The organism is Bradyrhizobium sp. CER78 (assembly GCF_029846235.1).
GTDB lineage: Bacteria > Pseudomonadota > Alphaproteobacteria > Rhizobiales > Xanthobacteraceae > Bradyrhizobium.
Genome location: NZ_JARVWP010000001.1, coordinates 599,841 through 614,292 on the forward strand (window position 1 = coordinate 599,841; position 14,452 = coordinate 614,292).

Sequence of the window (14,452 nt, forward strand, 5' to 3'; positions counted from 1 at the left end):
ACGTCTGATCGAACGAGAAGGAAACGAGCCGATGTCCGATTCCCCGTCCGCAAGCTATCTGCCCGAACATCCCCCGGTGACCGACTGGGTCCATGATTTCGACCATACCGATCCGGTCTGGACCGACGACCCGTTCCCGATCTGGGAGACGCTGCGCGCGGCCTCGCCCATCGTGCATACCGAGCGTTTCCTCGGCTGCTACATGCCGACCACCTATCAGGCGGTGAAGGAGATCGCCTACGACACCGAGCATTTTTCCTCGCGCCGCGTCATCGTACGCGACGTCCGCCCCGAGATCTCCGCCCGCGCACCACCGATCACCTCCGACCCGCCGGAGCACAAGGCCGCCAAGCAGGTGCTGCTGCCGCCGTTCACACCCGACGCGATGAAGCGGCTGGAGCCGCGGGTGCGCGCGATCTGCAACGAGCTGATCGACGAGTTCATCGCCGACGGCCATTGCGACGCCGCGGCGCGCTACACCAAGCACATCCCGGTGCGCGCTATCGCGCATATGCTGGGCATTCCGGAGAAGGACGGCGACCTCTTCATCAAGTGGATCCATCAGATCCTCGAGCTCGGCATCAAGGACGAGAACGAGATGATGAGCGGCGTGCGCGAGATGACCGGCTATTTCATGACCCATCTCGAACAGCGCAAGCTCGAGCCGGGCGATGATCTGATCTCGCAACTGCTGCGCGCCAAAGGCCCCGGCGGCCAGCCGCTCACCGACGAGCACGTGCTCGGCTCGCTGCGGCTGCTTTTGATTGCCGGCATCGATACCACCTGGAGCGCGATCGGCTCCTCGCTCTGGCACCTCGCCAGGACACCGGCCGATCGCCAGCGCCTGATTGCGGAGCCGGCGCTGATCCCGACCGCGATCGAGGAATTCCTCCGCGCCTATTCGCCGGTGACGATGGCGCGCGAGGTGATGAAGGAGACCACGATCTCCGGCTGCCCGGTCAAGGCGGGCAACATGGTGCTGTTGTCCTTCCCCGCGGCCAACCGCGATCCCGCCATGTTCCCCGATGCGGACAAGGTGGTGATCGACCGCAAGGAGAACCGCCACGCCGCCTTCGGCCTCGGCATCCACCGCTGCGTCGGTTCCAATTTGGCGCGGATGGAGATGCAGGTGGCGATCGAGGAATGGCTGAAGCGGATCCCGGATTTCCGCCTCGACCCGGCCGGCAAGGTCACCTGGTCCGAAGGCACGGTGCGCGGCCCGCGTCAACTGCCGGTCCTGTTCGGCAAGAACGCCTGAAGAACAGGACAGCAGTTACATCGCACCACGCAAATGAGTTAGGTTGCCCCGGAATCGTGCCAGAGAATCCGGGGAGGCCTGCCAATGTCCGAACAAACCGCTCAACCCGCGAGCGATCATCTCGACATCCATGACGTCGAGCGGCGGGTGAAGGCGATCTTCATCGGCTCGGTCGGAAATCTCGTCGAGTGGTACGATTTCTACGCCTACACCGCATTCGCGCTGTATTTCGCGCCGGCGTTCTTCCCGCACAGCGATCCGGTGGTGCAGCAGCTCAATGCCGCGGTGCTGTTCGCCGCGACCTTCCTGATGCGCCCGCTCGGCGGCTGGCTGTTCGGCTTCATCGCCGACCGCTACGGCCGGCGGCTGTCGTTGACCTTGTCGGTGGTCTGCATGTGCTTCGGCTCGCTGATCATCGCGGTGACGCCGACCTATGCCACGATCGGCTTTGCGGCCCCGGCGATCCTGGCGCTGGCCCGCATCATCGAGGGCCTCAGCCTCGGTGGCGAATATGGGGCAAGCGCCACCTATCTCAGCGAGGTCGCCGATCCCAAGCACCGCGGCTTCTACTCCAGCTTCCAATACGTCACGCTGATCGGCGGCCAGCTCACCGCGATCATCGTGCTGCTGTTGCTGCAGAAGGTGTTCCTGACGCCCGATGAGCTGAAGGCCTGGGGCTGGCGGATTCCGTTCGTGATCGGCGCAATGCTCGCGATCTTCGCCGCGGTGATGCGGCGCGGCCTGCACGAGACCGAGGCGTTCGAGGAGGCCAAGAAGGTCTCCAAGCCGACCGGCTCGATCGTCGGCCTCCTGAACTATCCCCGCGAATTGCTGCTGGTGGTCGGCCTCACCGCCGGCGGCACCGCGGCGTTCTACACCTTCACCACCTACATGCAGACCTTCGTGAAGCTGTCGGTCGGCCTCACCGAAGACCAGACCACCTTCGTGATCTTCGGCTCGCTGATCTTCGCGACCTTCCTGCAGCCGATCTATGGCGCGCTGTCCGACCGCATCGGCCGCAAGCCGCTCTTGATCTTCTTCGGCGTCGTTGGCACGCTGGCGACGATCCCGATCCTGACCGCACTGAAGGAGACCAAGTCGCCCTTCATCGCCTTCCTTTTGATCTGCGGCGCCTGGATCTTCGTCGCCGGCTACACCTCGATCAATGCGATCGTGAAGGCCGAGCTGTTCCCGACCAATGTCCGCGCACTCGGCGTCGGCCTGCCCTACGCCATCACGGTGTCGATCTTCGGCGGCACCGCGCCCGCGGTCGCGCTCTATTTCAAGAGCATCGGGCACGAGGACTGGTTCTATTATTATCTCAGCGGCATGATTTTCCTGTCGCTCTTGATCTACTCGACCATGCGCGACACCAAGCACGACTCCGCGATGCATCGCCACGAATGATAGTGCAACGCCGATGACCGACGACCAGGAGCCGCCCCAGAGCAAGCTGACGCGCAGCAAGCAGCGCTGGGCGCGCGAAGGCAAATTCCTGACCGGCAAGATCACCCGGCCGGAGGAGCAGCGCCTGCCGCCCGGCCAGCACCTGACCGCGGACTGGCCTGTGCTCGATCTCGGGATGCTGCCGAACGTGACGCGGGAGCGCTGGCGGCTCGACGTCTACGGCGCGGTCGAGCAGACGATCTACTGGGACTGGCCGCAATTCACGGCGCAGCCGCAGACCCAATTCGTCTCCGACATTCACTGCGTCACCACATGGTCGCGCTACGACAATCAGTGGGAGGGGCTCGCGACGCGCGACCTGCTCGCCGCCTGCCAGCCGCGCGAGGACGCGCGGTTCGTCGTGCTGCATTCGTATGACGGCTATACGACGAACCTGCCGCTCGAGGATTTTGCCGCCGAGGACGCGCTGCTCGCCCACAGCTGGTCGGGCACGCCGCTCGAGCAGGAGCACGGCGGCCCGGTGCGGCTGGTGGTGCCGCATCTGTATTTCTGGAAGAGCGCAAAATGGCTGCAGCGCATCGAATTCCTCACCGACGATGCGCCGGGCTTCTGGGAGGTGCGCGGCTATCACAATCGCGGTGATCCCTGGACCGAACAGCGCTATTCTGGCGACTGATAAACCAACGCAATGATGGAGCCCGCCCGTGCCGCACGAACGTTTTCAATTCACCGGTGTGGGCGGCCATCAGCTTGCCGCCGCCCTTGATACGCCCGACGGACCGATGAAGGCCTATGCGCTGTTTGCGCACTGCTTCACCTGCGGCAAGGATGTGCTGGCGGCAAAGCGCATCGCGGTCGCGCTCGCGGCCAAAGGCATCGCCACGCTGCGCTTCGACTTCACCGGCCTCGGCTCCAGCGAAGGCGACTTCGCCAACTCGACCTTCTCCTCGAACGTCGCCGACCTGGTGCGCGCCGCGGACCATCTGCGCGAGACGCGCAAGGCGCCGGCAATCCTGATCGGCCATAGCCTCGGCGGTGCCGCGATCCTCGCGGCAGCGGGCCGGATCCCCGAGGCAAAGGCGGTCGTCACCATCGCCGCACCGTCCGATCCCGTTCATGTGACGCATTTCTTCAAGGACCGGATCGAGGACATCCGCGCGCAGGGCGAAGGCGAGGTATCGCTCGCCGGTCGCCCGTTCCGCATCAAGCGCGAATTCCTCGACGACGTCGCCGAGCAGAACTTGATGGCGCAGGTCAAGCAGCTGCACAAGGCGCTGCTGATCATGCACTCGCCGACCGACGACACCGTCGGCATCGACAACGCCACCAACATCTTCATCGCGGCCAAGCACCCCAAGAGCTTCGTTTCGCTCGCCGGCGCCGATCATCTTCTGAGCGGCAAGCAGGATGCCGCCTATGTCGCCGATGTGATCGGCGCCTGGGCCGAGCGCTACGTCGATCTCACGCCGCAGCCGGCTGCCGACACCGGCGGCGCCCCGCGCAACGTCGTGGTGCAGGAGACCCGCAATGGCAAGTTCCAGCAGATCGTCACCACCGGTCAGCACCGGCTGATCGCCGACGAACCGGTCGCCGTCGGCGGCGATGACACCGGCCCCGGACCGTACGATTTCCTGCTCACCGGCCTCGGCGCCTGCACCTCGATGACGATGCGGATGTATGCCGACCGCAAGTCGCTGCCGGTCGATCGCATCACCGTGACGCTCCAGCACAACAAGATCTACGCCAGGGATTGCGAGGAGTGCGAGACGCGCGAGGGCATGCTCGACCAGATCGAGCGCGTCATCAGGATCGAGGGCGAGCTCGATGCCGACCAGCGCAAACGGCTGATGGAGATCGCCGACAAATGTCCGGTGCACAAGACGCTGACATCGGAGGTCCGCATCGTCACCAAGGCGGCGGAGTAGCTATTGGCGTAGTGGAACTTGGTCGACTGGTACCGGCATCGGAGCTGCGTTCCTTTCCCGCTTGCGGCCCTCCGCAGGCGGGCGCCGCCAAAATATCGAAAACAACCCCATGCAAAGGAGTCGGCGGCTGCCGGCGTTCGACCAAGCAACTTGACACGTCGGGCAACTCAGGGATATATTTCTAATATTCCGAAATCATGCGAGCCCCCTCACCGTCTACCCGCGCGCGGCGCGCTTGCCGGTCAGGCAGTTCGCCATGGTCCGCACCGCGGCGCCGATCTCGTTCTCGCGCCAGGCGGCGAAGCCGAGCAACAGGCCGTGGTCGCGTGGCCGCTGCAGCGCGAGGCTCGACAGCGCGCGCACCTCGACACCGGCCGCCACCAGCCGCGCGACCGCATTCTGGTCCGCAGCGCCATCCTTGAAGCGGGCGATCAGCTGCATGCCGCCGGGCGGGACCTCGGCGGTGAGCACCGGCGCAAGGTGCCGCGCCAGCGCCGCGGCGAGATGGTCGCGGCGCACGCGGTAGACGCGCCGCATCCGCCGGACATGCGCCAGGAAGTGCCCGTCGGCCATGAAGTCGGTCAGTGCCTCCTGGACGTGGACGGACGCGATCAGTCCGAGGTGACGCTGCGCGATCTCCATCGTCTGCGCCAGTGATGGCGGCACAACCAGATAGCCGATCCGGATGTCGGCGGTCATCGCTTTTGCAAACGTGCCGAGATAGAGCACGCGCCCCTCGCGATCGAGCCCCTGCAGCGCCGGCATCGGACGGCTGTCATAGTGAAACTCGCCGTCGTAATCGTCCTCGACGATCCAGGTCTTGCCAGGCGTGGCCGCCGCCAGCAGCTCGGTGCGGCGCGCAACCGGCATCACCCGTCCGGTCGGATGTTGATGCGAGGGCGTCGTGAACATGAGCCTGGGCGCGCGCACCGCGCGCATCCGCATCATGCCCCATTGATCGAGCCTGACGCCGACGACGTCGGCACCGGCCGCGCGAAACGCCGCCGCGGCGCCGGGATAACCGGGATCCTCGGTCCACACCGCGTCGCCGGGCGCGATGACGGTCGCGGCGATCAGCGTCAGCGCCGCCTGCGCGGCCGGCAGGATCAGGATCTGATCGGCCTCGGCATGCACGCCACGGCTGACCTCGAGGTAATCGCGCAAGGCCTCGCGCAGGCTCGGCCGGTTGACCACGGTTTGGTCGTTGAAGCGGCGGCGCAGCGCGCTGCGGCGCAGGCAGCGCGCCCAGATCTCGTGCGGAAACTCGCGCGCATCCGCCAGCCCGGAGCGCAGCGGCCGGAACTTCGCCTGGTAGGACAGCGGCCAATCCGTATCGGAGAGCTGCAAAGCCCAGGGCGACAACAGCGGTTTGCGGGGCGCCTCCCGCCTTGGCGCCGGCGCCGGTTTGGCGAAGCGCGCCTCGATGTCGTCGGTGACCACCGGCCGCCGCCGCGCAACGACGCGCAGATAGCCTTCGGCCGCGAGTTGCTCATAGGCATGCGTCACCGTGTTGCGCGACACGTCGAGCTCGGCCGACAGCGTGCGGCTCGACGGCAGCACAGTCCCGCTCCTGATCCGGCCGCTCGCCATCAGCGCGCGCAGCTGCTGGGTCAGTTGCGCGGTCAACGCGGCATCGTCAGCCCGCTTCAGCGTGAGCAATTCGGCGAGGATCAATCTGGCTCCTTTGTTCTGTACAATCTGGCTCTTTCGAGAGAGCCAGTCTGATCCTATTCACAGGGGGTATCGCCCGCAAGGATTCTGTCGTGAACCAGTCACTCTCGCCCGCCAAGGCCGCTGCCCTGTTCATCGTCGTGGTGCTGGCCTGGGGCATCAACTGGTCGGTGACGAAAACGCTGGTCGAAGCGGTGCCGCCGCTATGGACCGCGTCGATCCGCAGCTGGGTGGCCCTGATCGCGCTGCTGGTGATCCTGCGCGCCAGCGGCAATCTGATCATTCCGCGGCTCGCCGATGTCCCGGTCGTGCTCAGCGTGGCGCTGCTGCATATGACGTTCTTCTCGACACTGGTCGCCGCCGGCTTGCGCTATCTGCCAGCCAGCAAGGGCATCGTGCTGGGCTACACCACGCCATTGTGGGTCGCGCTCGCCGCGGGCGCCGCGCGGACTGAACGGCTCGGCGCGCTGAAACTCGTCGGCGTCGCGTCGGGGCTCGCCGGCCTCTGCGTGATCCTCAACCCGGCATCGCTGGACTGGAGCAATTTGCACGTGATCGCCGGTGCCGGCATGATCATCCTCGCCGCGATCTGTTGGGCTGGCAACATCATCTATATCCGCTCGCACCGCTGGATCGCAACGCCGCTGCAACTCCTGCTGTGGCAGGTGCTGGTCGCGACGCTGGTGTTGACCATGAGCGCGCTGGTCACCGAGGGCGTGCCCACAGTGACATGGTCATCACACCTCGTGCTGCTGTTCCTCTATTCCGGCTTCATTGGCACGGCGCTGGCCTATTGGGCGATGTCTGTTGTCAACAAGAGCCTGCCGGCGCTGACCACCTCGCTCGGCACGACGGGGACGCCGATCGTCGGCATCCTGAGCGCTGCGCTGCTGCTCGGCGAGCCGATCGATCTCTCGCTGGCGATTGCCGCCGCCCTGATCGTCGGCGGCATCGCGCTGAGCTCGCTCGCGGATGCGCCGGCGCGGGCCTAGAGCAGGATGAAGTTAAGTTGAAATGGTTTGACCACGGATTCGGTCCAACGCGGACCTCCGGACGTTTCGTACCCACCAGCGCCAGCCGCCTGCTCTTCGTCAGCGCCAGCCTGCTCGCGGATCGCCTCAGGCACGCCTGACCTACTCGACGCCCCACAATTGCGGCGAAAGCAGCTCGGGAGCCAGTTTTATCTCGTCAATCGCGATGGGACGTCGCACAACCCGGATCGCGGTCCACGCGCGATGGGAGCTCCTCGATAAGTATTGCTCCTTGAGCGAGATCCCATCTTCCGTAAGGCATGATTGGGTATTGTTATCGAATATTTCCGGCGTCATGTTGAACCAGCTACAGGTCTCACCGAGCACCGTGTCGGTCCCACCATCTCGTTTTGGTTGAGGACGTAGAGCACGAACCTGTGCCTGCTCTTCGGGGGGAGGCGTGTATCTATTGATAATCAGACGTTTGGGCGCGCCCGAAGCATCGCTCGCATACTCGAACCATGTTCGTGCGTGATCGCTAATGACCCGGATCGTCCTAAGTTTGCCCGCGGTTTCCTCCGTAAACTGCCAAGGGCCATGCCGGCGCACGATGCGGATTGCTCCGAGCTTCTCAGGCGGAAGCGCCTCCTGCATGACAACCTCGTGGTCCGGCTTCTCCGGCGGGATTGGCGGTAGTGTATCGCGGCCCGGCCAATCCAACGCAAAGGCAGAGGCCGGCGGCTGCACTTCTTCCGGCGACACAGGTCGGCGCTCGATCCGCGTTGCCTCGGCCGAAAAGATGACGTCTTTTGAGGGGCCTAACAGCTTCTGCGAAAGCTCGATGCCGTCGTCGGTGACACAGCTCAAAGCGATAGTGCCCGAATCGCGCGATATGCTCGACGGCCTACTCCGCGACACTTCCCACACCGTGCAGCTTTCGCCAAGGTGGATCTGTCGTTCGCCGATGTTGCGCGGCGCATATTCGATGAGTTCCTCGAACTCCGGGCCGCGTATGACCACTAGGGAGCTACCGTTCACCGATATTCTTGCGTCCTCGTGGTAGTACGTCACGTTCGGTGAGTCCGCATTAATGGCAACCTTGGTCCAGTCGCCATGATGGACCACAATCTGACTGCCGGATTTGTAGAAGGATCCTCCGGTAGCCATTGTTATGGCATAGTCGGGCGGTTTCGCGCCGGGCGGTATGAACGTGCCTTTAGCAGCCGCGGCGGTGGCGACAAGGCAGAAGAGCGAAGGCAACAATAACCGCAAGGCGTACTCCATCGTACATCGGTATTGAGCTTTGCTCTCCTTGATAGTGGATGCGAATTAACACAATCTGAAATGAACCAGGAGAAGGCGCTCAGGTCGAGTGAAGCCATCCGTGGGCGGTCGACTTCCGTGGCCCTTAGCGGACATTCACTTGGGCATCTTCAATGTCAGCTTTTTGACGGCAATCCGGTATCTCGCAATCCCCGCATGCGGGTACCCGATGCGTACACGTCCTAATCTCATCATGCTCCGAAGCATGATCCGGAAAAGTCGAAGCGGTTTTCCCTCGCGACAAACGCGAACGCGTTTGCGCGGAGATCATCGCTCTTTTGGCTTCATGCCGTCGCGAGCGGCCTGACCCGGAGCGCGCCGCGCAGGCCGGCGCCGGTGCCGAGCATGATGCCGGCAATCGCGATGAAGGACGACAGCGAGAGCGTCGACAATCCGGTCAGCCCCTGCCCGACCGAGCAGCCGAATGCCATCACGCCGCCCGCGCCCATCAGCGCGGCGCCGCTGGCCGAGCGCAGCATGTGCTGCGGCGAGCGGTAGCCTTCGAGCTTGAAACGCCCGGTGGCGATCGCGGTGACCAGGCTGCCGGCAAACACGCCGAACACGGTGACGATGCCGAAATTGAGCGTCGAGCCGGTCGACAGCATGACGTATTGCAGCGCATCGGCGATCGGCGCGATGAAGGTCAGCGAGGTCACCGGCACCGGATTGAAATCATCGGCGCCGAGATAACCGGTCGCGTACCAGCCGCCGGCCACCAGCAGCCCGACGATCAGGCCGGCCGCGATCTGGCCGGGCGACTTGCGGAACGGGGCATGGGCAAAGGCGAAGATGATCAGAATGGCCGCGAGCATCGCGGCCGCAACCATCCGCGCCGGCACCGCGCCGAGGCCGCTGCCTGCCAGCAGCGCCGGCACCGAATTGGCCGATACCGTGGCCTGCGAAGCCTGCACCATCGCGATCCGGGCCGGGGCGATCAGGCCCTTCAGCGTCATCTCAGCGAAGATGCCGAGCACGATCACGACCACGAAGGAACGTAGGTTGCCGCGCCCGAGCAGCACCAGCGCCCGCGAACCGCAGCCGTTCGACAGCACCATGCCGTAGCCGAACAAGAGCCCGCCGAGGAACATCACCGGCGCCGAGAAGGAAGGTTGCAGATAGATCGACTTGCCGAGATCGACGAGGCCGGCGGCTGCCAGCAGTTGGGAGGCCGCGATCGCAACCCCCATCGCCAGCGCGTAGGTGCGCACCAGGCGGCCATCGCCCTCCGCCCACCAGCCGCGCAGCCCGCTCATCATGCAGAAGCCGCTGAGCAGCCCGACCGAGCCGTAGATCAAGCCGATGATGAGGGCGGCGAGGATGACTGTTGTGGCTGGGTCCATGCTAGATCCTCAAGAGTTCTCGTCATTGCGAGGAGCCAACGGGTCCGGCCTTCGGCCGGCCCGATGATAAACTCCGCGACGAAGCAATCCATTCCATAGCATCCGCGCCCGAGGAACGATGGATTGCTTCGCTTCGCTCGCAATGACGGCATGTCATGGTCGTAGGATCACGCGGTCGCGCGACGAGCCTGCCACGGCAACAAACGCCGCCTTGGCCTGTTCCAGCGGATAGATCGCGCCCGGCTGGATCGGAAACGGCTTCAGATGCCCGCTGGCAAAGCCCGGCGCGAGCTCGCGCAACACCTCGCCGGTCGCAACCGACGAGAATGCGAGCGTGTCGATGCCGACATAGGTGTGCTGGCCCCGATAGAATTCGAGGATGTTGAACTGCACGATGCGGTCGACCGCCGCGATCAGGATCTGGCGGCCGCGCAACGCCAGCGACTTGTGCGCGGCCTGGAAATAGGGATCGCCGACCGTGTTGTAGACGACGTCCGCGCCCCTGCCGCCGGTCAGCTCGCGCACCCGGCTTGCGACATCGACGGCGGAAGCATCGATCACCTCGACCGGCGCATTGCTGTGGCCCTCGTACGGCTCGCTCTTGCGCACCACGCCGATCACGCGCGCGCCGTGCCAGCTCGCGATCTGCACCGCGGCTTGCCCGACCTTGCCGTTGACGCCCATCACGAGCACGGTCTCGCCCGCCTTCGGAATGCCTGCGCGGCGCAGCCCCTCCATCGCGGTGACGAACGGCACGCCGATTCCGGCGGCTTCGTCCCAGGAGATGCCGGCGGGCTTTTCCACTACGGCGTCACGCTCGACCACCAGATGCGTGGCGTGCGTGCCGTCGCGACGGATGCCGAGATCGCCGGACGAGCCGAACACCTCGCGCCCGATCATGTCCGACGGACCGTCGATCACGACACCCGCATAGTCGCGGCCGGAGGTGCGCGGGAAGACGGCATATGGCATCAGCCCGGTCGCCGCCTTGACGTCGGACGGATTGACCGCCGCCGCCTTCACCGAGATCAGGACATCATTGTCGCCGCGCAAGAGTGCATGGGTCTCGACCACCGGCGCCACCGCGGCGGCATTCTCCGCCTTCGTCAGCAGGCGGACGCAGCGGGCGTCGACGGGTTGACGGTTTGCTTGCGGGGCCGACGGCATGAGGAGTCCAGTGTTGATCATGAAGTGGCGGCCTGACGGCCTCAGGCCATGACTAATGGACTGACCGATCAATTCAAGGGGCTTGTTGCGACAGGCGGCCTCAGAGTTTCGGCGGCGGGGCCGTGCCCAGGATCGCCTCGATCGACAGGCCAAGCCCAAGCAGTCTGGCATCGCTGCCGACCGGACCGTCGAGCTCGAGCCCGACCGGCAGGCCATCAGGCGTCATGCCGGCATAAAGCGACAGCCCGGGCAAGCCGGCATTGCTGCCGGGATCGGTGTTGCGGATCATGGTGCCGAAGGTCGGCACCGGCTCGCCGCCATTGACCGACATCTCGCCGGACCCGGTCTTCTCGTCGATGAGCGGTGCCGGCGCGATCGTGGTCGGAAACAGGATGGCGTCCAGCCTGTTGTCCCTAATGTACGCGGCATAGATCGCCTGCAGCGCCGGCCGCTGCACCTTGATGGCATCGTCATAGGCGGCACCGAAGGCGTCCGCGGTGATGGCGCCGAAGGCGCCGACGACATCGGGACTGGCGACACCGGCCGCGATGTCGGACAGCGTGATCCCCTCGATCCCGGATGCGGTGAGCCAGGCCGGGATGTCGGCGATCGGTTCATGCAGCGCGACCACGAACGACACCTTGCCGTTCTGCTCGAACAGGTCGGGCATATCGACATCGACCAGCACCGCGCCGGCAGCGGTGAGCCGTGCGCAGGCCGCGCGGGCGACGGCCTCGACATCGCGATCGAGGCCGCTCCAGAAACAGGCGGGAATGCCGAGGCGCACGCCGCGTAACGGAATCGCGGTGGCTAGTGGCGTGCCTAATATCACGGCATCGAGCAACGCGACGTCGGCGACGGTGCGGCCCATCGGGCCGACGGTGTCGCGGGTGTGGCTGATCGGAACGACCTGGTTGTCGTCGTGATAGCGCCGCTCGGCGCCGCCATTGCCGACCGAAGGCCGGAGCCCGACCGTCCCGGTCAGCGCGGCGGGCACGCGGGTCGAGCCGCCGGTGTCCGATCCGAGGCCGCAGGTGGCGATCCGCGCGGCGATCGCCGCCGACGTTCCGCCGGACGACCCGCCCGGGATCCTGTTCGTGTCATAGGGATTCCGCACAGGTCCCGCGAACGGCGCAAGATTGGTGCTGGTGATGCCGAAGGCGAACTCATGCAGATTGGTCTTGCCGATGACAACGGCGCCGGCGTCGAGCAGCTTTTGCAGCGACGGCGCATTGCGCGCGGGCCGGGCGTGTTGCAGCGCCGGCGTGCCGCCCGATGTCGGCAGATCCGACGTGTTGATGTTGTCCTTGACGACGATCGGAAGCCCGGCCAGCGCGCCGGTCCGCTTTCCGGCATCGACCTCACGCGCCGTGGCCAGCGCACCGTCGCGGTTCATGAGGATGAAGGCGTTGAGGTGCTTGAGCCGCTCGGCACGATCGAGCGCCGCTTCGACGACGCTGACTGCCGTCACCTTGCCGTTGCGGATATCGGCCACGATCTCCGCAGCGGTTATCTCACTGGTATCGGCCATGCCTGCGCCCTCTTGGATTCCGGGCGAAAGGCTATTCTTTCGGCCGCTTGTCGTAAACCCGTTTCGCCTTGCCGAGCGAACGCTCCAGCGTCTCGGGCGCGACGACGCGGACGCGGGTGGAGATGCCGATCGTGTTCTTGATGAAGGCTGCGACCTTCTCGGCGTGCGCGGTCAACCCTGCACCGTCCCAGCTCTCGGGACGGGCTTCGGCGAGCACCGTCATCTCGTCCATGCGGCCTTCGCGGGTGAGCTCGATGACGAAGTGGCCGCCGCACCAGTCGGTCGCCAGCAGCGCTTCCTCGATCTGGGTCGGGAACACGTTGACGCCGCGCAGGATGATCATGTCGTCGGAGCGGCCGGTCACCTTCTCCATCCGCCGCATGCCCGGCCGCGCCGTGCCGGGCAACAGCCGCGTCAGGTCGCGGGTGCGGTAGCGGATGATCGGGAAACCTTCCTTGGTCAGCGAGGTGAACACCAGCTCACCCTTCTCGCCATCACCGAGCACCTTGCCGGTCAGGGGATCGATCACCTCGGGATAGAAATGATCCTCCCAGATGTGCAGGCCGTCCTTGGTCTCCACGCATTCCTGCGCGACGCCGGGGCCGATCACCTCCGACAGGCCGTAGATGTCGGTCGCGTCCATATCGAAGGCCTGCTCGATCTCGACGCGCATCGCGTTGGTCCAGGGCTCGGCGCCGAAGATGCCGAACTTAAGCGACGATTTGCGCGGGTCGAGGCCCTGCCGCTTGAACTCGTCGAGGATCGCCAGCATGTAGCTCGGCGTCACCGTGATGATGTCGGGCCGGAAGTCGTTGATGATCTGCACCTGCCGCTCGGTCATGCCGCCGGAGATCGGGATCACCGTGCAGCCGAGCCGCTCGGCGCCGTAATGCGCGCCGAGACCGCCGGTGAACAGGCCATAGCCATAGGCATTGTGCATCAGCATGCCCTTGCGGCCGCCGGCGGCACGGATCGAGCGCGCCATCACATCAGCCCAGGTGTCGATGTCGGCCCTGGTGTAGCCCACCACGATCGGCTTGCCTGTGGTGCCCGAGGAGGCATGGACCCGCACCAGCTGCTCGCGCGGCACCGCGAACATGTTGAAGGGATAATTGTCGCGCAGGTCGGTCTTCACCGTGAAGGGAAATTTGGCGAGATCAGAGAGCTGCTTGAAGTCCGTGGGGTGCACGCCCGCGGCGTCGAAGCTTTTCTTGTAGTGCGCGACATTGTCGTAGGCATGCTTGAGCGACCAGGCGAGCCGCCTGGTCTGCAACGCCATGATCTCGTCGCGCGAGGCGCGTTCAGCCGCATCGAGCTCGGCGCGATAGCCGCTGTCACTAACCCTAAGCTTTGCCGTTGCCATCGACGTTTCCTCTGAAGCCTTATGCCTTGATGTCCGTGTCCGGCAGCCAGGTGCCCGGTATCACCCGCGAATGCCCGCGGAATTCGGCGATCACGCTGTCGCCGGCGGTGACGCGCACGTCGTAAATTCCCGAGCGACCGCTGCGCGAGACCTCGCGCGCGGTCGCCACCAGGCGATCGCCGAGCTTGCCGGGCCGAATGAACGTGACGCTGCCCTGCGCCGCCACCGCGCGATCGTTGTGGCTGTTGCAGGCAAAGGCGAAGGCGGAATCGGCAAGCGTGAAGATGTAGCCGCCATGGCAGATGCGCTGGCCGTTGACCATGTGCGGCTGCACGGTCATCGCCATCGTCGCGTGCCCCGGCTTGATCTCGACGAGCTCCATGCCGAGACCCTTGCTGGCGTCGTCTTCCTTCCACATCGCATCCGCGCAGGCGCGGGCGACATCCTCAGGCGATAGCGTGGCCTTCACGTTCACATCGAACTTCCTGTGCACGGG

General features: G+C 65.3%; 12 protein-coding genes. 5 read left to right on the plus strand and 7 right to left on the minus strand.

The genetic code is table 11. The features are described from left to right. Positions 1 to 31: 31 nt before the first annotated feature. The 4 genes from QDT69_RS02600 (at position 32) to QDT69_RS02615 (ending at position 4,590) form a co-directional block, all read left to right on the plus strand. Positions 32 to 1,258: a cytochrome P450 gene (locus QDT69_RS02600; RefSeq protein WP_279705083.1), complete on the plus strand. Its 1,227-nt coding sequence runs from the start codon at positions 32 to 34 to the stop codon at positions 1,256 to 1,258. A gap of 84 nt (positions 1,259 to 1,342) precedes the next feature. Then, the gene (locus QDT69_RS02605; RefSeq protein ID WP_279705084.1) at positions 1,343 to 2,665 is read left to right on the plus strand and encodes an MFS transporter; all 1,323 of its coding nucleotides are present in this window, start codon (positions 1,343 to 1,345) and stop codon (positions 2,663 to 2,665) included. Between the two features lie 13 nt (positions 2,666 to 2,678). Next, complete coding sequence (locus tag QDT69_RS02610; protein ID WP_279705085.1) at positions 2,679 to 3,341, plus strand: sulfite oxidase-like oxidoreductase; 663 nt, start codon at positions 2,679 to 2,681, stop codon at positions 3,339 to 3,341. Between the two features lie 28 nt (positions 3,342 to 3,369). Continuing rightward, complete coding sequence (locus QDT69_RS02615) at positions 3,370 to 4,590, plus strand: bifunctional alpha/beta hydrolase/OsmC family protein (protein WP_279705086.1); 1,221 nt, start codon at positions 3,370 to 3,372, stop codon at positions 4,588 to 4,590. Positions 4,591 to 4,806: 216 nt separating this feature from the next. On the opposite strand, the gene QDT69_RS02620 is transcribed toward QDT69_RS02615, so the two are convergent. After that, positions 4,807 to 6,264, minus strand: a complete 1,458-nt coding sequence (locus QDT69_RS02620) for a PLP-dependent aminotransferase family protein (protein ID WP_279705087.1) — start codon at positions 6,262 to 6,264, stop codon at positions 4,807 to 4,809. 89 nt (positions 6,265 to 6,353) lie between these two features. Between QDT69_RS02620 and QDT69_RS02625 the strand changes: the two genes are divergently transcribed. Continuing rightward, complete coding sequence (locus QDT69_RS02625) at positions 6,354 to 7,253, plus strand: DMT family transporter (protein ID WP_279705088.1); 900 nt, start codon at positions 6,354 to 6,356, stop codon at positions 7,251 to 7,253. Positions 7,254 to 7,394: 141 nt separating this feature from the next. Here QDT69_RS02625 and QDT69_RS02630 read toward each other — a convergent pair whose 3' ends face one another. The 6 genes from QDT69_RS02630 to paaI all read right to left on the minus strand — a co-directional run bounded on the left by QDT69_RS02630 (position 7,395) and on the right by paaI (position 14,431). Beyond that, positions 7,395 to 8,516: a hypothetical protein gene (locus tag QDT69_RS02630; RefSeq protein WP_279705089.1), complete on the minus strand. Its 1,122-nt coding sequence runs from the start codon at positions 8,514 to 8,516 to the stop codon at positions 7,395 to 7,397. Positions 8,517 to 8,839: 323 nt separating this feature from the next. Beyond that, a complete protein-coding gene (locus QDT69_RS02635; RefSeq protein ID WP_279705090.1) occupies positions 8,840 to 9,895 on the minus strand; it encodes a YeeE/YedE family protein in 1,056 nt (351 codons plus the stop codon). A 153-nt stretch (positions 9,896 to 10,048) separates the two neighbouring features. After that, positions 10,049 to 11,062, minus strand: a complete 1,014-nt coding sequence (locus tag QDT69_RS02640) for a zinc-binding alcohol dehydrogenase family protein (protein WP_279705091.1) — start codon at positions 11,060 to 11,062, stop codon at positions 10,049 to 10,051. A 100-nt stretch (positions 11,063 to 11,162) separates the two neighbouring features. Further along, positions 11,163 to 12,593 (minus strand): indoleacetamide hydrolase, encoded by a 1,431-nt coding sequence (gene iaaH, locus QDT69_RS02645; RefSeq protein ID WP_279705092.1) that lies wholly within the window; start codon positions 12,591 to 12,593, stop codon positions 11,163 to 11,165. Between the two features lie 31 nt (positions 12,594 to 12,624). After that, the gene (paaK, locus tag QDT69_RS02650; RefSeq protein WP_279705093.1) at positions 12,625 to 13,956 is read right to left on the minus strand and encodes a phenylacetate--CoA ligase PaaK; all 1,332 of its coding nucleotides are present in this window, start codon (positions 13,954 to 13,956) and stop codon (positions 12,625 to 12,627) included. A gap of 19 nt (positions 13,957 to 13,975) precedes the next feature. Then, complete coding sequence (gene paaI / locus QDT69_RS02655) at positions 13,976 to 14,431, minus strand: hydroxyphenylacetyl-CoA thioesterase PaaI (RefSeq protein ID WP_279705094.1); 456 nt, start codon at positions 14,429 to 14,431, stop codon at positions 13,976 to 13,978. Positions 14,432 to 14,452 lie beyond the last annotated feature (21 nt).

What these genes read in the sequence shown, in the direction of transcription:
- QDT69_RS02600 (WP_279705083.1), top strand. Translation starts at nt 32, where the DNA reads ATGTCCGATTCCCCGTCCGCAAGCTATCTGCCCGAACATCCCCCGGTG.
- QDT69_RS02605 (WP_279705084.1), top strand. Translation starts at nt 1,343, where the DNA reads ATGTCCGAACAAACCGCTCAACCCGCGAGCGATCATCTCGACATCCAT.
- QDT69_RS02610 (WP_279705085.1), top strand. Translation starts at nt 2,679, where the DNA reads ATGACCGACGACCAGGAGCCGCCCCAGAGCAAGCTGACGCGCAGCAAG.
- QDT69_RS02630 (WP_279705089.1), bottom strand. Translation starts at nt 8,516, where the DNA reads ATGGAGTACGCCTTGCGGTTATTGTTGCCTTCGCTCTTCTGCCTTGTC.
- QDT69_RS02635 (WP_279705090.1), bottom strand. Translation starts at nt 9,895, where the DNA reads ATGGACCCAGCCACAACAGTCATCCTCGCCGCCCTCATCATCGGCTTG.
- QDT69_RS02640 (WP_279705091.1), bottom strand. Translation starts at nt 11,062, where the DNA reads ATGCCGTCGGCCCCGCAAGCAAACCGTCAACCCGTCGACGCCCGCTGC.
- iaaH (WP_279705092.1), bottom strand. Translation starts at nt 12,593, where the DNA reads ATGGCCGATACCAGTGAGATAACCGCTGCGGAGATCGTGGCCGATATC.
- paaK (WP_279705093.1), bottom strand. Translation starts at nt 13,956, where the DNA reads ATGGCAACGGCAAAGCTTAGGGTTAGTGACAGCGGCTATCGCGCCGAG.